We start from the raw sequence: 17,200 nt of genomic DNA, 5'->3' as shown, positions 1-17,200 counted from the left end.
ATGTCACCTCTCCCCGGGCGGGGAGAGGTCAAAAGTTCGATCAATTGAACCCGGGCGCCATTAGAACCGGCCGCCGCCGCGGACCAGCCGCACCACCAGCAGCAGGATGACCGCGCCGATGGCGGAATAGATGATCTCCGATATCAGCCCGGTGCCGATGTGAATGCCGAGCTTCGGAAACAGGAAGCTTGCCACCAGCGCGCCGGCGATGCCGACCACGATATCGCCGATGATGCCGAACCCGGTTCCGCGCACCACCTTGCCGGCCAGCCAACCAGCGACGAGGCCGACGAACAGGATGACAAGCAAGCCTTCATTCGAAATGTACATAAATGAGGTCCCTCTCCGTGAACGGTTCCATGGAAGCGGAACCGGGATGAACGAGGTCTGAATGCTGTTCCCCCGTTCCCCGCTGGCGGTCCAAATATCATGACAGCGCGGTGACCGGCTCCGCCAGCACGCACCGTGCTGCCCGGCCCGGCCCGACCTCCACATTCCCAGGCAATTGCTCCAGGCAGCGCGGCTGGGCAGCGGCGCAGCGGGGCGCAAAGGAGCAGTTGTGCGGCCGCTCGCCCAGCGACGGCGGGGTGCCGGGGATGGTCTCGAGCCGCTGTCCCCGCTTGGCCCCGTGGACGGTCGAGGCGAGCAGGCCCCTGGCGTAGGGATGCACCGGCGAGCGGACGATGTCGCGAAGCGTGCCCTGCTCCACGATCTGGCCGGCATACATCACCGCGACCCGGTCGCAGATCTCGATGGCGACCCCGATGTCATGGGTGACGAAGATGACGGACATGCCGAACTCGCGCTGCAGCTCGCGCAACAGCAGCAGGATCTGGATCTGCACGGTGGCATCGAGCGCCGTGGTCGGCTCGTCCGCGAGCAATATCTTGGGACGACACGCGAGCGCCAGCGCGATCATCGCGCGCTGACGCATGCCGCCGGACATCTCATGCGGATAGGCATCGAGCCGCCGTTTTGCGGAAGGAATGCGCACGACCTCGAGCATTTCGAGTGCGCGCGCCCTGCCCTCCGCATACGACTTGCCTTCGTGACGCACCACGCTTTCGGCGATCTGCGCGCCGATGGTGTAGACCGGATCGAGCGCCAGCGCCGGCTCCTGAAAGATCATCGACACGGTTTGGCCGCGGAACGACGACAGCTGCTCGTCGTTCATGGCGAGCACGTCGCGGCCCATGACGTTGACCTTGCCCGTGATCTGCGTGCGCTTCTTCGGCAACAGGCGCATCAGCGCGCGCAAGGTCACGCTCTTGCCCGAGCCGGACTCTCCGAGCAGGCCCAGCACCTCGCCGTCGCCGAGCGAGAGACTGAGATCGTTCACGGCATAGACCGTGCGCTCCCCGGTGAAGCGGATGTTAAGGCCTGAGATCTCGACGAGCTTTGTCATGACGGAAGTTTCGGCAGCCTTTCGTGGTAGTCGGTGGCGCGCTGGAACGCGGCGCCGATGGTGAGCAAGGTCGCTTCATCGAACGAGCGGCCGATCAGCTGCATGCCGATCGGAAGACCGCTTTTGGTGAAGCCCGAGGGCACCGTGAGCGACGGCAGGCCGAGGTAATTCACCGGACGGGTGAACAGCGTCAGCCGCTGCAACAGCGCCGGCGCATTCGGCCCGCCGCCAACGTCGCTCTCCTCGATCGTTGGCGCCGGCACGGGGGACGCCGGCGCGATCATCGCGTCGACGCCCGATGTGGCAGCGTTGTGCGCGGCGAGCGCAGGTCCGCGCCAGCGCATCGCCTCGAGATAGGTGATGGCGGGGACCGCGAGGCCGTTCTGGAGCCGCATCAACACCTGCGGACCATAATCCTGCGGCCGCTCAATCATCCAGCGCTTGTGGAAGGCGGCGGCTTCGGCTGCGAGCACGAGCTGGCTTGCCGAGGACAATTGCCGCTGATCGGGCAGCTCGACCGTGACGATGTCGGCGCCCTCACGCTTGAGCACCGCAACGGTCTCGTCCAGCACGCGCGCGACCTCGCCGTCGAGATCATCGACATAGAAGGACGAGGGGACGCCGACCTTGAGGCCCTTCAGCGAGCCCTTGGTCGCGCCGACATAGTCAGACAGCGGCTCATGACTGCAGGTCGAATCCTCAGGATCAGGGCCGGCCATCAGCGCCAGCAGCAGCGCGCAATCCTCGGCGGTGCGGGCGAGCGGGCCGACCGTGTCGAGCGACTGCGACAGCGGCATCGCGCCGGCGCGGCTGACCCGGCCGACGGTGGTCTTCAATCCCGTGACGCCGCAGAAATGTGCGGGCATGCGGATCGAGCCGCCGGTGTCGGAGCCGAGCGCCGCATAGGTCAGTCGCGCCGCGACCGCCGAGCCCGAGCCCGACGACGAGCCGCCGGTGATGTGCGCAGCGTTCCAGGGATTGCGAACCGGGCCGTAATGGGCGTTATGGCCAGTCGGGCCATAGGCGAATTCGGCGAGATGCAACGTGCCGAGGCGAACCTGGCCGGCGTCCTTCAGCCTCTGCAAGGCGGTGGAGGTCACTGTCGGAACGAAGTCGCGGCGGATCAACGAGCCGCAGGTCGCGACGTGACCTGCGTCGTAATACATATCCTTGTGCGCGAGCGGCACACCGTGCAGCGGACCGCGGACTTCCCCCTTGGCGAGTTCGGCGTCGGCGGCATCGGCGGCCTTCAGCGCTGCCTCTGCCTCGATCGACATGAAGGCGTTGAGGTGCGGCTGCCACTGCGCGATGCGATGCAGCAGCGCACGCGTCACCTCATGCGAGGACACCTGCTTCATCGCGATCGCGCGCGCGACCTCGGTGAGCGTCATCAATGCGGGCTCGGTGCTCATTTCGAGACCTTGGCAGTCTGCGCGATCGGATAAAGCGCGGGCTCGAGATCGAACGGCAACGTGCCGGCAATGGCCGCAAAGCCCTCGAAGGCCGGTCCGATGGAATTGGAGATGCGCGTCGCGATCTCGTCGTCGACGGGAACGCCGGCGACCTGTGCCGTCGCCTTGATCTCTTTTGTCGTCGGTCTCATGCGGTTTCCTCCTTCGGCGCGCGGCGATGGCCTGAACCCGGGATCGCCATGTAGCACGCGGCCTCGTGGCCCATTCTATCGAGCGCGGTGAGTTTTGGTGTCGCATTTGCGCAGAGCGGCTCCGCAAACGGGCAACGGGTGTGGAAGCGGCAGCCCGAGGGTGGATCGATCGGATTGGGCGGATCGCCCGTGATCGGCGGCGTCTCGGTGCGGCGGTCCGGATCCGAGGACGGCATCGCGGCAAGAAGTGCGCGCGTATAGGGATGCGCCGGTTGGTCCCAGACCTGGTCGACCGGGCCGAGCTCGACGACCTCGCCGAGATACATCACCAGCACGCGATCGCTGATATAGCGCACGACGTTGAGGTCGTGACTGATGAAGAGATAGGTCAGGCCGAACTCACTCTTGAGATCGGCAAGCAAATTGAGCACCTGCGCCTCGACCGACTTGTCGAGCGCGGAGACGGCTTCGTCGAGAATCACCAGCCGCGGCGACAGGGCCAGCGCACGCGCGATGTTGACGCGCTGGCGCTGGCCGCCGGAGATCTCATGCGGGTAGCGGTTGGCAAAGTTTGCAGGAACCAGGCCCACTTTGCCCAGCAGCTCGCGCGCCAGCGCGCGCGCGGCGCCGTCGGCCATGCCGTGCACCTTTGGGCCGAAGGCGATCGAGTCCTCGATGGTCAGGCGCGGGTTGAGCGAAGCGTAGGAATCCTGGAACACCATCTGCATGCCGCGGCGCAGCTCGCGCAAGGAGAGCGACTGGCCGACGCTCATGCCGTCATAGATGATGTCACCGGTGTCGCGCGGCATCAGATGCATGAGCAGCCGCGCGGTGGTCGACTTGCCGCAACCGGACTCGCCGACGATGCCGACGGTCTCGCCCTTGGCGACGGTGAACGAGACATTATCGACCGCCCGCACGGTGCGCTTTGCGGCGAACAGGCCGCCACGAACCGGGAAATGCTTGGTGAGGCCGTTGACCTGGAGCAGCGGCTGGGCGACGCCGCCGAGGTCTTCGATCGGCTCCAGCATTGCGACGGAGAGGTTGGTTTCGCTCATGGCTAGTTCCTGATGTCCATGGCGCTGCGCAGGCCGTCCGAGAGCAGGTTGAAGCAGATCGAGACCGCGAAGATCATTGCACCGGGGAGCGCGGCGACCCAGGGGTTGACATAGATCGCGGTCCGCAAGGTATTCAACATCAGGCCCCATTCCGGCTCCGGCGGTTTGGTGCCGAGGCCGAGGAACGACAGGCCTGCCGCGAGGATCATCGAGACCGAGATCAGGCTGGTCGCGTAGACGAAGATCGAACCGAGCACATTGCCGAGGATATGAACGCGCATGATGGTGAACGGTCCCGCGCCCGAGGCGCGCGCGGCGTCGACGAAGTCCATGTTGCGCACCCCCGTCGTGACGCTTTCGGCAACGCGGGTGATCTGCGGCACGAACACGACGGTCAACGACACGATGGAATTGAGGATGCCCGCGCCCAGCGCGCCCGAGATCGCGATCGCCAGCAGCACGGACGGAAACGCGTAGAACACGTCGATCGTGCGCATGATCGCGGTGTTGAGCTTGCCGCCGACATAGCCGGCAACGAGGCCGAGCGAGGTGCCGATGCAGAAGGCGAGGATCACAGGCAAAATGCCGATGAGAAGCGACAACCGGCCGCCATAGATCAGCCGCGCCAGCATGTCGCGGCCGAGTTCGTCGGTGCCGAGCGGGTAGCCGGATGTGCCAATGTGCCGAAGGCGGCGGATCATCGAGCCCTTGTAGGGATCTTCCAGACCGAGCCACGGCGCAACGATCGCGGAGAGAAAGATCAGCAGCAGCACCAGCGCGCAGACCATGCTGACCTTGTCACGCCAGATACGACGGCCGACGGTCGCCCAATAGCCGCGCGCCTTGGTCGCGGGCGCGGACTGAAGCGCCGTATCGCTGGTGACGGACAACGGAAGCTCGCTCATCGCTAACCCCGTTTGATGCGCGGGTCGATCGCGGCTTGCGCGATGTCGACCATCAGATTGAGGAAGACGAAGAACAGCGCCAGGATCAGGATCGTGCCCTGCAGCAGCGGCAGGTCGCGCTGGAAAATCGCGGAGTTGAGCAGGAAGCCCGAGCCCGGCCAGGAGAACACCGTCTCGATCAGGATCGAGCCGCCGAGCATGTAACCGAGCTGAAGTCCCATCACCGCGAGCGCGGTGGGGGCGGCGTTCTTGATGACGTGGCGGAACACGCCGCGCTCATGCAGGCCTTTTGCACGCAGCGCCTCGACGAAGTCCTGGCTGAGAATGTCGCCGGTCAGCGCGCGCACCGTGCGAGTGACGATGCCCATCGGGATCACCGAGGTCGTGATCGCTGGCAGCACGAGATATTGCAAATGCGCCCAGTCCCAGGCCCAGGCGGCCGAGCCGCCGGGTCCGGCGCCGACAGCGGGCAGCCAGTTCAGCTGGACCGAGAAGATGATGACGAGCACCATGCCAAGCCAGTAATGCGGCACCGAAACGCCGGCGATGGCAAAGGAGGTCGCCAGCTTGTCGATCCAGGTCTCGCGGAAATAGCCGGCGATCAGGCCGAGCAGGATGCCCATGGTGAAGCCGATGATCGCCGCCGCAATCGCCAGCGTGACCGTGTTGCTGACCGCGCGCATGACCTCGGCGAGCACCGGGCGGCCCGTGGCGATGGAATTGCCGAGATCGCCATGAAGCGCGCGGAGCAGCCAAAGCCCGAACTGCACCGGCAGCGGGCGGTCGAAACCATAGGCTGTCCGGAGCTGCGCGGCGAGCTCCTGCGAGGCGTCTGCGGGGAGCACCGCGACGAGCGGATCGCCCGGCGTGATGTGCACGAGCAGAAAACACACCAGCGCGACGCTGATGACGATCGGGATGACGTAGACGATGCGTCTGGCGATATAGGCGAGCACGTTGTTTCTTTTCTTCCCTTCTCCCCTTGTGGGAGAAGGTGGCGCAAAGCGCCGGATGAGGGCTCTAACCCCGGATGCAGTGTTAACGAAAAAGAGAGAGGGTCATCCGCGGAAAGAGATCCCTCACCCGGCTTCGCTTGCGCGAAGCCACCCTCTCCCGCAAGGGGAGAGGGTGCACTGCGTATGAGGCGGGAACTATTGCATCGACACCAGTGAGAAGTCGATGAACCAGCTCTTTGGCTGCACGACGCCTGTCACCTTCGGGCTGATGGCGCGGGGACCGACGTCGTGGGCGACATAGAGGAAGGCCGCGTCATCGACGGAGGCCGCGTGCAGTTCGGCGAGCGCGGCGTCACGCGCGGCGGGATCGAAGGTCTGCCGCGCCTTCTTCACCAGCTCGTCGAATTTGGGATTGTTGATGAAACCCCAATTGTTCGAGACCGGCGGCGCCATGCCCGATTGCAGGAAGCGCACCAGCGCGAAGAACGGGTCCATCGCCGCATAGGTGACGTTGGTCGCGTTCGAGCCGTTGGCACTGGGATCCTTGGCGCCGCGGCGCCAGTTGGTGAACAGCGTATTCCACTCGATGACATCGAGCTGCACGTCGAAATAGCATTCGGCCAGCGCCTGCTGGATATATTCGTTCATCGGCAACGGCTGCATCTGGCCCGAGCCGGACGCAGACGTCTGGGTCTTCACCGTCAGCTTCTTGTTCGGGCCGAATCCGGCCTCCTGCATCAGCTTCTGTGCAGCAGCCTTGTCGTACTTGATCTCGAAGGTCGGTCTGCCGCGCCAGGGATGGCCGACCTCGAACGTGCCGGTCGCGGGCACCATCAGCCCCGCGAGCAGGCCGTCCTTGAGGCCTTCGCGATCGACGCAGAGGTTCGCGGCCTTGCGCACGCGGATGTCGTTCCAGGGCGAGCCCTCGACGCGCGAGAACTGCCACGGCCAGACGTGCGGCTGCTCGTTGGCGTAGAGCTTGAAGCCGCGCTGCTTGAGCTCGGGCAACGCGTCCGGCGCCGGCGCCTCGACCCAATCGACCTGCCCGGAAAGCAGCGCCGCGGTGCGCGCGTTGGCCTCCGGCATCGGCAACAGCACCATCTTGTCGACCTTGGGCACGCGGTCCTTGTTCCAGTAGCTCGCATTCTTGACCAGCTCCAGCCGCTCGCGCGGGGTGAAGCCCGCCATCTTCCACGGGCCGGTGCCCGCGGCGTCCTTGGCAAACGCGGTCCATGCGGCCTGCGACTTGGCCTTGGCGTCGGCGCCCTCCGCCTTGTCGTAGAAGGCCTGCCACTTCGCCGGGCTCGCCATGAAGAGATTGGTGAGGTTGATCGGCAGGAAGCTGTCGGGCTCCTTGGTGGTGAGCTCGACCGTCATGTCGTCGACCTTCTTCGCTGATGCCAGCGTCGGCATGCGCGAGGCCGTGACACCGACCTGGCTGGCGTCGAATTGCGGCGCGTCCTGCTTCAGCACCTTCTCGACATTCCACACCACGGCGTCCGCATTGAACGGCGAGCCGTCATGGAAGGTGACGCCCGGCCGCAGCTTGAAAGTCCATTTGGTCTTGTCGGCATCGTCGACCTTCCACTCGGTAGCAAGGCCGGGGATCACCACGCTCGCCTTGTCGGCCGAGGAAAGGTCCCAGCCGGTGAGCGCGTCATACATGGTGAGGCCGGTGAAGCGGTTGCCTTCAAAGCCCTGATCGGGCTGGCCCAGCGTGCGCGGAATATCGGCAGCCGTCATGGCGATGCGCAGCACGGTTTCGGCAGTGGCCGCGCGCGGCCACGCAGCCGCGCTACTGAGCGCCAGCAACGCGATCAGCGCCGCGCGGGTCTTGTTTTTCTTGATCAACATTGACTCAATCCTTTTCCGGCTTCGATGACTAATTTTGATGCAATCGTATGCAATGCCTATGCCAATGGGGAAACTTATTCTGCAAATTGCCCCTGCGACGACAAGTCCTTGTGATGACACGTCGGCGAAAGCACCTCGCTGCCTATTCTGGCATCAAGATTGCAGGTTTGGCTCCGATTGTCCTTGAATTCTTCCTTGGAGCTTTGGCCCATGCGTATCCGACTATCGACCTGTTTCGCCGTGCTTGCACTGGCGTTGTCCGCGATTCCGGCGGGCGCCGAAACGGTGCTGCGCTACGGCATCTCGATGGCGGACATCCCGCTGACGACCGGCCAGCCCGATCGCGGCGCGGGCGCCTATCAGTTCACGGCCTACACCATCTACGATCCGCTCGTGGCGTGGGAGATGGACGTCGCCGACCGGCCGGGAAAGCTGGTGCCCGGATTGGCCACCGAGTGGAGGGTCGATGCCGAGAACAAGACCAAATGGCGCTTCACCTTGCGCAAGGGCGTGAAGTTTCACGATGGCAGCGAGTTCGATGCCGACGCCGTGATCTGGAATCTGGACAAGGTGCTCAATGACAAGGCGCCGCAATTCGACAAGCGCCAGAGTGCGCAGGTCAAGACCCGCCTGCCTTCGGTCGCGAGCTACGCCAAGATCGACGACTTCACGGTGGAGATCACCACCAAGACGGTCGATTCCTTCTTTCCCTATCAGATGCTGTGGTTCCTGGTCTCCAGCCCGGCGCAATACGAGAAGCTCGGTAAGGACTGGGACAAGTTCGCGAGCCAGCCTTCGGGGACCGGCCCGTTCAAACTGACAAAACTGGTGCCGCGCGAACTCGCCGAGCTCACGAAGAATCCGGATTATTGGAACAAGAAGCGTATTCCCAAGGTCGACAAGCTCGTGCTGGTGCCGATGCCGGAAGCGCTGACGCGCACCAATGCGCTGCTGGCCGGGCAGGTCGATCTGATCGAGACGCCGGCGCCGGATGCCGTGCCGCAGCTCAAGGCCGCCGGCATGAAGCTCGTCGACAACGTTACGCCGCATGTCTGGAATTATCATCTGAGCGTGCTGCCGGGTTCGCCCTGGACCGACATCCGCCTGCGCAAGGCGCTGAACCTCGCGATCGATCGTGAAGCCGTGGTGGGCCTGATGAATGGCCTTGCGAAACCCGCCAAGGGACAGGTCGATCCGTCGAGCCCCTGGTTCGGCAAGCCGAGCTTCGAGCTGAAATACGATGTCGCAGCCGCCAAGAAGCTGGTCGAGGAAGCCGGCTACTCCAAGGCGAAGCCGCTGAAAGCGACCTTCATCATCGCACAGGGCGGCACCGGCCAGATGCTGTCGCTGCCGATGAACGAATTTTTGCAGCAGAGCTTCAAGGAGACCGGCATCGACATCGATTTCAAGGTCGTCGAGCTCGAGACACTCTATACGCATTGGCGCAAGGGCGCGGCCGACGAGATGAACGCCGGCATCACCGCCAACAACATCGCCTATGTCACCTCTGACCCGCTCTACGCCATCGTCCGCTTCTTCCATTCGAGCCAGATCGCGCCGGTCGGCGTCAACTGGGGCGGCTACAAAAACCCGAAGGCCGACGCGCTGATCGACGAGGCCAAGCAGACCTTCGACAGCGCCAAGCAGGACGAGTTGCTGGCGCAGGCGCACGCGCTGATCGTCGACGACGCCACGCTGGTATGGGTGGTGCACGACACCAACCCGCATGCGCTGTCGCCCAAGGTCAAGCAGTTCGTGCAGGCGCAGCACTGGTTCCAGGATCTCACGACGATCGGGGCGGAGTGAGGCTCAAGGTCGGCACCCCGCTTCCGCAAACACCACTGTCGTCCTGGCGAAAGCCAGGACGACACCTCTTATTAAGGCGACGGCCTGCGGCGTCGAACACCGCTGTCGTCCCGGCGTAGCCGGGACCCATAACCACCGAGTTGAATTCGGCAACGACAGCCAACTCCGATCTGGCGTACAGCTTCTGCTGCGGAGTATGGGTCCCGGCCTGCGCCGGGACGACACCGAGGGTTTAGCCGCTAGCAAGCGCCTCCCTTATTTCGTCAGCAGCGCATAGGCCCCGGTCCAACCTTCCGGCGGTGGATTGACCTGGAATTCCTTGATGCGCACTTCATAGAGCTTGAACAGCTTTTCCAGCGTGTCGGCATCCTCGCTCCTGCGGCCGCGGTCGATCGCGTCCAGCGCGCCCTGCCAGTCGCGGCTGCGATAGCAGGCGAGCATTTCGATGGTGACGTTGCGCAGGCGCTGGAAGGCGCCTGAAAGCATCACATCCTCGCGGCCGGCGATGGCATAGATCACCTCCGGCTCGGTCTTGCCCTTGACCATGATGAAGTCGAGTTCGAGGATCGCGAACTTGTCCTTGGCCGCGAGCGCGGTGCGCGAGCCAACGATAATGGGAAAGCCGTATTCCTTCGACTGGCCTTCCAGGCGCGAGGCCAGGTTGACGCTGTCGCCGAGCACCGAATAGTTCTTCTTCAGGTCGGATCCCATGTTGCCGACGACGCCGATGCCGGTGTTGAGACCGATACCGACATTGAGCGGGATGTAGACGTGACCGCCATCAATGGCCTCCTGCTCGCGGTCCTTGTTCACCGCGTCGATCTTCTCCAACATCTGGATCGCGGCCTCACAGGCGTTGACCTCGTGCTCGGCATCGTCGAGCGGCGCATTCCAGAACGCCATGATGGCGTCGCCCATATATTTGTCGATATAGCCCTTCTGATCGATGATCACGTCGGTCAGCGGAGTCAGGAAGCGGTTCATCAGCGCGATCAGGCCCTGCGGATCGTGCTTGTAGGTTTCCGATATGGTGGTGAAGCCGCGCACGTCGGAGAACATGATCGTCATTTCGCGCTCCTCGCCGCCGAGGACGAGTTTTTCCGGTGACTGCGCGAGTTGCTCGACCAGCACCGGCGACATGTATTGCGCGAACATGCCGCGGATCTGCACGCGCTGGCGCTGCTCGCGCACGAAGCTGGCGAAGATTAGCGTCAGATAGATCGCGGTGGTCGAGAGCAGCGGATAAGTGAAGTCGATGAGATAGCGGTGCTGCGCATAGAAGAACCAGGACACTCCGATCAGGATAGCGGCGAAGGTCGCGCCGGCAAGCACGAGGCGAACTGGTCCGAGGTTCGGCGTGAAGATGATGACGAGCAAGCCGATGACGAGCGCGGCGAGCAGCTCGACGCCGAGCGCATAGTTCGGCTGGGAGATCACCGCGCCGCTCAGCACGCTCTCCAGCACCTGGGCGTGGATCTCGACGCCGGGCATGGTCGAGGACACCGGCGTGGTCTTGATGTCGTTGAGCCCAACCGCCGAGGTGCCGATCAGCACCAGCTTGCCGGCGATCTTGTTAGGCGGCACCGTATTGTCGAGCACGTCGGCGGCCGAGACGTAGATCGAGGGATCCTGGCGCGCGTAATGCACCCAGAGCTGACCGTTCCTGTCGGTTGGGATCTCCACGCCCTTGAGACGCACGGCCCGCACGCCGGTCTTGTCGGTCCGAACCAGCAAGGTCGGCGTGCCCGTGACGACGCGCAAAATCTCGAGGCTCAGCGAAGGCATGACCATGCCCTGGGCGCGCATGATCATCGGCACGCGCCGGATCAGGCCGTCGCGCTCGGTCTTGATCGAGAACAGGCCGCGGCCGGCCGCGACCTTCTCGATCTCGGGCACGTTGCGCAACAGCCCGGGAAATTCGAATAGGAAGCGCTCAGCGCCCTCCTCGCCGACCGTCGCGACGCCGGTGAAGGGCAGCGACTTGTCGACCTCGGACGAAATCGCCCGCTGCCCAGTCTCGCCCAGGATCACGCGCGAGCGCTTGATCGCTTCGGAGAGGATCTGGTCGTTGCTCGGCAGCTCGCGCAGCTTGGCGCGGGTGGCGTCGTCCAGGTAGCGCATCTGGCTCGCGACCAGATCCGGGTTGAGCCGGTCGGCCTCCGAGAACACGACGTCGAAGCCGATCGCCACCGCGCCGTGATTGGTGAGGTTCTGGATCATGTCGGCGATCCGCGTCCGCGGCCACGGCCACTGGCCGAGCTTGGCGAGGCTCTTGTCGTCGATGTCGACGATGGTGACCGGCCGCGCCGTCTTGTGGCGCGGATCGATCAATTGAAACATGTCGAACGTGCGCAGCCGCAGTTCCTGGATCGGAGGCGGATCCCAGAGCCGAGCGCCGGCAAATACGACCAGCAGCGCAAGGCACATCAGCCGCGCAAACCCGAACTTGCGCGCAAACCACCGCCGCAGGATCTTGAGACGTTTCATGGTGGCTGGATATCACGCTTTGGCGGTGAACGGCAGCGTGGATCGGGCCTGCCGACGATCGCGGCCCATCATGCAGCAATCAGGCATGGACGATGAAGTCGCTCGCCTGGAGGTGGGCGACACCCTTCAGAAGGATGGTGTCCGAAGCGTTGATCGTGACCAGGGTGTCAGCGGAATTGGTCGGCGAAGCCGCCACGTGCTGCGCCATCCATGCCCCAAAATCGCTGGCGGTCACGACTGCCGACAAGTCGATATGGTCCTGACCGGGCGTGAAATTGGTGATCGTATCGTTGTTGGAACTGGCGGCGAACACGAACTGGTCCTGATGGCCTGTCCCGATGAAGTCATCTTGCCCGGCCGTGCCAAAGAGCAGGCTAACCGTCTTGCTTGCGTTGTGACTGTCGGCCACGGTGAGCGTGACCGTCTGTATGGCCGCACCTTCACTTGCATCAGTGTAGGTCACGGTCTGCAGCGCGGAATTGATATGCGCCAAGGTATCGGACGTCGACGCCGGACTCAAATTGCTACCCGAGCCGGAGGCAACGAGCGTGAAGGTTTCATTGGCAGCCGCATCGGAGTCGGTGGCCGAGATACCGTGCACAGTGACTTGAGCGTCGTCATGCGTGAGGCTGATCTGGTTGACGTCCATTACCGGCGCATCGTTCGCGCCGTCCACGTCCACCGTGAGTGTCGCAGTGCCGGTCGCGCCATGCGCGTCCGTCGTCTGGACCGTAAACGTATCCGCGAAGGGCCCTTCTTGCAACGCGTTGATCGCAGCCGCGTCGGGAACGTAGGTGTAGCTGCCGTCAGAGTGGACCGTCAGCGCGCCGTAGTGTCCTGGAGCCGTCCCGCAACTATCCGCATTCTGGACAGAATAGGTCAGCGTCACCGTCTCGTCGGCATCGGCGTCGGTGCCCGCGAGATTTCCGGTGAGATTGGAGAAGGTGTCGGTCGCCGCCGTGTCCGTAAGCTTGCCGAGGTTGAGAGCGGACAGCGTTGGCACGTCGTTGGCGCCCGTCAGGTCCACCGTGTATATCGCCGTGGAGGCGGCGCCATGTGCATCCGTGACCTGGACCGTGAAACTGTCGGAATAGTGCAAGCAGCCCGGCAGCGCGTTAATCGAAGCCGCATCGGGAACGTAGGTGTAGGTGCCGTTCGTGTTGAGCGCCAGCGCGCCATAGTGACCCGTGACCTCTCCGACTGCCTGGTGATCTGCGTTCAGCAAGGTGTAGGTCAGCGTATCGCCGGAGTCGGCATCGGTCCCGACCACCTGTCCGGTGAGGTCAGAGAAATTATCCGCTGCGCACGTATCGGTGAGCTGCCCGATGCTACCATCGGTCAACACCGGAGCGTCGTTGGCGCCTGTTACGGCAACCGTGAATGATGCCGTGCCGACAGCACCTTGCGCGTCCGTGGTCTGAATCGTGAAGACGTCCGAACAAGGGCCTTCCGAAAGCGCGTTGATCGAAGCCGCATCGGGAACGTAGGTGTAGGTGCCGTTCGCGTTGACCGTCAGCGAGCCGTACAGGCCAGCCGTCGTCCCATGACTATCCGCGTTCAGAACGGCATAGGTCAGCCCCGCCGTCTCTCCATGGTCGGCGTCGGTTCCGACCAGCATTCCCGTGACGTCCGAGAAGCTGTCGGCGATGGAGGTATCGACGAGCGGATCCGTGGTGACCGCGGCCAAGGTCGGCGCGTCGTTCTTGCCTGTGATCGTGACCGTGACGTCGGTTGTGGCGGTCTCGCCGTAATCGTCCGTGCTCGTGATGGTAGAAACCACCTTCGCGGTCTGGTCCTTGGCGAGGAAGTCCAGCGCGCCGTCGGCGATCGAATAGCTCCAGGTGACGATGCCATTGTTCAGCCCGGCCTGCGGCAGAAGCGTCAGCCCGCTCTTGAGCGCCGCGATCTCGTCAAGCGAGAGCGACGAGGTGAGGTTAGTGCTGTGATCGGCGCCAAGCGAGGTCACGTCCTGGCCGGTGATCTGTGCCGACGGCAGGTCGGTCAGGTCGATGTCGGTGAAGTCAATCGCGCCGGTCGCAGGCGTTGAGGTATCGGAGGTGGCGAAGTCACCGGTGGCGTCCGCCTGCTCGGAGACGCCCCCCGCCAGCACGCCGCCGGCGGTGAAGGCCGGGGCGTGGTCATCGGTCATCGTGATCAGCGTGTGGCCAGTGCCGTCGTCGCTCCCGGCGAAATGGGCATTGCTGTAGTCGGCGCCGGCCAGGTTCAGGCTGATGTGATTGCCGTCCGCATCGGTCACCGTCAGCACGCCGCCGGTCGCGGGATTGGAGTTTGCAACATAGACCGCGCTGGTGCCGAGCCCGTATTTGATCGTCGACAGGTCGATCGTGTCGTTCGCCGACAGCTCCGCGATCGATCCGCCGAACGTATCCGTATCGATCTCAACCGCGGCGCCGTCGCCCGCGAGGTTGATCGTCTGCGCGACCGTGCCTTCGAGCTTCAGCAGCGCACCGGCATCGACGGTGACCGAGCCCGTGCCGGTCAGCAAGCCGAACAGCGACAGCTCGCCATCATGGACCTCGATGCTGCCGGTATTGCTGATGGTGCCCGAGATCGACGCCGTGCCCCAGCTGTCGATGTGGCTGTGATTGACGAGTCCAGGCCCACCCAGGGAGATCGAGGCGCCGTTGAGGAGATCGATGACACCGTCATTGACGATCGACGACGCATTGCCGAAGGCGCTCGTGCCGGCGACCGTCCAGGTGCCGCCGGACTCGTTATTGAAGGTCGCGCTGGCGACCGAGATATTGCCGTTGATGTGGCCGGTGTTGTTGATCGTGAGGCTGCCACCGATCTCGATGATCGCGTCGGTCGCGGAGGTCACGCTCGAAGCGGCGGGCGGCCCGATGGTGCCGGAATTGTTGATCACCGAACCGGTCGTATCCTGCTGGATGTGGATCGCCGCATTGCCACCGGCGCCCACGATGGAGCCGGAATTGACGATGTGGATCGAACCGGTCGCGCCCGAAAACTCCAGCGTCGCGCCAACATCGACGATTACCTTGCCTGAACCGGCGATGCCGCCCGCAAGGTCGAGAATGCCGCTCTGGACCTCGATGATGCCAGTGTTGGTGACGCTGCCCGTGACCGTATCGACGCCGGCGCTGTAGAGATTGCCGGCATTGCTCAGGCTGCCGCCGTTGATCGAAACGTCGGTCAGATAGAGCTTCGAGGTGCCGTCGACCGTGATCGACCCAGCACTGCTGTTGCTAACGGTGAGATTTGCCAGCTTCAGCGTGCCGTGGTTGACTGCCTCAAGAGCCGCAGTGTTGGAGATATCCTCACCGGAGACGTCGAGCACGCCGCCCTTCGCCTGAATGAGATTGTGATTGGTGATGGCGTGAAGCGTGGCGGGATCAATCGTCAGCGTACCGCTGGTGACCGTGATCGTGCCGGTGTTGGTAATGTCGGCATTGTCGATGGCGCTGGTGCCGGTCGATTCCAGCGTACCGGCAATCGTCACCGTGCCGCCGTCGATGGTCGCGCCCTGAAGATCGAGTGCCGAGCCGGACTCGACCGAGACACTACCGCTGCCGGTGTCGGTCACCGTCATCCCGATCAGCTTCAGTGTCCCATGATTGATCGCCGCCAGCGTGCCGGTGTTTGCGATGGCTTCGCCGTTGATGTCGAGCTCGGCGCCATTGGCCCTGAGGATGCCGCCATTCGCGATCGAGCTTGCGGAGGTCGTCGCCAGCAGCGTCAACGCGCCCAGGGTTGCCTCGATCAGATAGTTGTTCGAGATGTTGGCGTCGGTAATCGCAGTTGTGCCGGTCGAATTCAGCGTGCCCGAAACGGTGAGCGCGCCGCCTGTCAGGCTCGCACCGTTCAATGTCAGCTTGCTGCCTGCATCGACCTTGACCGTGCCATGATTGGCGATTGCGGTGCCCGCAACTATCACGTCATCCAGCGTCAGGATGACGCCGCTCTCGACCGTCACGGCAGTGGTGCTCAGCGTCGCCGATTGATCGATCTTGCTGGCGCCGGTGACATCGATCGTGCCGAGACCGTTGATCGTACCACCGCTGATCGTCGCGCCGTTAACTGTCAGCTTGCCGTTGGCATCGACCGTGACGTTACCGGCATTCGCGACCGTCGAGCCCTGGTCGATCGTCAGCGCGCCATTCGTCAGCACCTCGATCGTGCCGGTGCTCGCATTCGTGATCGTCTCGTGGTCCAGCGCGTTGCCGGTGCCGCTGACCTTCAACGCCGCGTTGTTGTTCAGGATGCCGCCGCTCAGCACCGCAGCGCCGGTCAAATCGATCTCGCCATTGCCGGTGACCGTGCCGGTGCCGTTGATCGTCGCCCCGTTGACCGTCAGCTTGCCGTTGGCATCGACCGTGACGTTACCGGCATTCGCGACCGTCGAGCCCTGGTCGATCGTCAGCGCACCGTTCGCCAGCACTTCGATCGTGCCGGTGCCCGCGTTCGTGATTGTTCCATGGTCTAGCGCGTTACCCGTGCCGCTGACCTTGAAGGCCGCGTTGTTGTTCAGGATGCCGCCGCTCAGCACCGCAGCGCCGGTCAAATCGATCTCGCCATTGCCCGTGACAGTCCCGGTACCGCTGATCGTGGCGCCGTTAACTGTCAGCTTGCCAGCGGAATCGATCGTGACGTTGCCGGCATTCGCGACAGTCGAGCCCTGGTCGATCGTCAGCGTGCCGTTCGCCAGCACCTCGATCGTGCCGGTGCTCGCATTCGTGATCGTCTCATGGTCGAGCGCGTTGCCGGTGCCGCTGACCTTGAAGGCCGCATTGTTGTTCAGGATGCCGCCGCTCAGAACCGCGCCGCCGGTCAGATCGATCTCGCCATTGCTGGTGACCGTACCGGCACCATTGATCGTGGCGCCGTTCACCGTCAGCTTGCCGTTGGCATCGACCGTGACGTTGCCGGCATTCGCAACCGTCGAGCCCTGGTCGATCGTCAGCGCGCCGTTCGCTAGCACTTCGATCGTGCCGGTCGTCGCATTCGTGATCGTTTCGTGGTCCAGCGCGTTGCCGCTGCCGCTGACCTTGAAGGCCGCGTTGTTGTTTAGGATGCCGCCGCTCAGCACGGCAGCGCCGGTCAGGTCGATCTCGCCGTTGCCGGTGACAGTCCCGGCACCGTTGAGC

General features: G+C 63.9%; 11 protein-coding genes. 1 reads left to right on the top strand and 10 read right to left on the bottom strand.

Annotation, left to right across the window (positions count from 1 at the left end):
* Positions 1 to 60: 60 nt before the first annotated feature.
* The 8 genes from IVB42_RS14680 to IVB42_RS14645 all read right to left on the bottom strand — a co-directional run bounded on the left by IVB42_RS14680 (position 61) and on the right by IVB42_RS14645 (position 7,781).
* Complete coding sequence (locus IVB42_RS14680; RefSeq protein ID WP_007605178.1) at positions 61 to 330, bottom strand: GlsB/YeaQ/YmgE family stress response membrane protein; 270 nt, start codon at positions 328 to 330, stop codon at positions 61 to 63.
* A 97-nt stretch (positions 331 to 427) separates the two neighbouring features.
* Positions 428 to 1,405: an ABC transporter ATP-binding protein gene (locus IVB42_RS14675; protein ID WP_018457591.1), complete on the bottom strand. Its 978-nt coding sequence runs from the start codon at positions 1,403 to 1,405 to the stop codon at positions 428 to 430.
* A complete protein-coding gene (locus IVB42_RS14670) occupies positions 1,402 to 2,817 on the bottom strand; it encodes an Asp-tRNA(Asn)/Glu-tRNA(Gln) amidotransferase GatCAB subunit A (RefSeq protein WP_018457592.1) in 1,416 nt (471 codons plus the stop codon). The genes IVB42_RS14675 and IVB42_RS14670 overlap by 4 nt, the downstream gene beginning before the upstream one ends.
* On the bottom strand, positions 2,814 to 3,008 hold the full coding sequence (locus tag IVB42_RS14665) for a hypothetical protein (RefSeq protein ID WP_018457593.1): 195 nt from the start codon (positions 3,006 to 3,008) through the stop codon (positions 2,814 to 2,816). Before IVB42_RS14665 ends, IVB42_RS14670 begins: the two co-directional genes overlap by 4 nt.
* Positions 3,005 to 4,066 (bottom strand): ABC transporter ATP-binding protein, encoded by a 1,062-nt coding sequence (locus IVB42_RS14660; protein WP_018457594.1) that lies wholly within the window; start codon positions 4,064 to 4,066, stop codon positions 3,005 to 3,007. Before IVB42_RS14660 ends, IVB42_RS14665 begins: the two co-directional genes overlap by 4 nt.
* A 2-nt stretch (positions 4,067 to 4,068) precedes the next feature.
* A complete protein-coding gene (locus IVB42_RS14655) occupies positions 4,069 to 4,971 on the bottom strand; it encodes an ABC transporter permease (RefSeq protein ID WP_018457595.1) in 903 nt (300 codons plus the stop codon).
* Positions 4,972 to 4,973: 2 nt separating this feature from the next.
* The gene (locus IVB42_RS14650) at positions 4,974 to 5,927 is read right to left on the bottom strand and encodes an ABC transporter permease (protein WP_085349306.1); all 954 of its coding nucleotides are present in this window, start codon (positions 5,925 to 5,927) and stop codon (positions 4,974 to 4,976) included.
* Between the two features lie 195 nt (positions 5,928 to 6,122).
* Positions 6,123 to 7,781, bottom strand: coding sequence for an ABC transporter substrate-binding protein (locus IVB42_RS14645; protein WP_018457597.1), 1,659 nt, complete (start codon positions 7,779 to 7,781; stop codon positions 6,123 to 6,125).
* A gap of 210 nt (positions 7,782 to 7,991) precedes the next feature.
* On the opposite strand from IVB42_RS14645, the gene IVB42_RS14640 reads away from it, so the two are divergent.
* Positions 7,992 to 9,587 carry an ABC transporter substrate-binding protein gene (locus IVB42_RS14640; RefSeq protein ID WP_018457598.1) on the top strand — a complete coding sequence of 532 codons (1,596 nt, stop codon included), beginning with the start codon at positions 7,992 to 7,994 and terminating at the stop codon, positions 9,585 to 9,587.
* Positions 9,588 to 9,842: 255 nt separating this feature from the next.
* Here the strand turns inward: IVB42_RS14640 and IVB42_RS14635 are convergent, their stop codons facing one another.
* Positions 9,843 to 12,074 (bottom strand): adenylate/guanylate cyclase domain-containing protein, encoded by a 2,232-nt coding sequence (locus IVB42_RS14635; protein ID WP_018457599.1) that lies wholly within the window; start codon positions 12,072 to 12,074, stop codon positions 9,843 to 9,845.
* Between the two features lie 79 nt (positions 12,075 to 12,153).
* On the bottom strand, positions 12,154 to 17,200 hold a 5,047-nt coding region (locus tag IVB42_RS14630; RefSeq protein ID WP_247470522.1), incomplete at its 5' end, for a VCBS domain-containing protein.

This window comes from Bradyrhizobium sp. 45, from assembly GCF_023073155.1.
GTDB classification, from domain to species: Bacteria; Pseudomonadota; Alphaproteobacteria; order Rhizobiales; family Xanthobacteraceae; genus Bradyrhizobium; species Bradyrhizobium canariense_D.
This window is presented reverse-complemented; position numbering and strand designations above follow the sequence as displayed.

What these genes read in the sequence shown, in the direction of transcription:
- IVB42_RS14680 (WP_007605178.1), bottom strand. Translation starts at nt 330, where the DNA reads ATGTACATTTCGAATGAAGGCTTGCTTGTCATCCTGTTCGTCGGCCTC.
- IVB42_RS14675 (WP_018457591.1), bottom strand. Translation starts at nt 1,405, where the DNA reads ATGACAAAGCTCGTCGAGATCTCAGGCCTTAACATCCGCTTCACCGGG.
- IVB42_RS14670 (WP_018457592.1), bottom strand. Translation starts at nt 2,817, where the DNA reads ATGAGCACCGAGCCCGCATTGATGACGCTCACCGAGGTCGCGCGCGCG.
- IVB42_RS14665 (WP_018457593.1), bottom strand. Translation starts at nt 3,008, where the DNA reads ATGAGACCGACGACAAAAGAGATCAAGGCGACGGCACAGGTCGCCGGC.
- IVB42_RS14660 (WP_018457594.1), bottom strand. Translation starts at nt 4,066, where the DNA reads ATGAGCGAAACCAACCTCTCCGTCGCAATGCTGGAGCCGATCGAAGAC.
- IVB42_RS14655 (WP_018457595.1), bottom strand. Translation starts at nt 4,971, where the DNA reads ATGAGCGAGCTTCCGTTGTCCGTCACCAGCGATACGGCGCTTCAGTCC.
- IVB42_RS14645 (WP_018457597.1), bottom strand. Translation starts at nt 7,781, where the DNA reads ATGTTGATCAAGAAAAACAAGACCCGCGCGGCGCTGATCGCGTTGCTG.
- IVB42_RS14640 (WP_018457598.1), top strand. Translation starts at nt 7,992, where the DNA reads ATGCGTATCCGACTATCGACCTGTTTCGCCGTGCTTGCACTGGCGTTG.
- IVB42_RS14635 (WP_018457599.1), bottom strand. Translation starts at nt 12,074, where the DNA reads ATGAAACGTCTCAAGATCCTGCGGCGGTGGTTTGCGCGCAAGTTCGGG.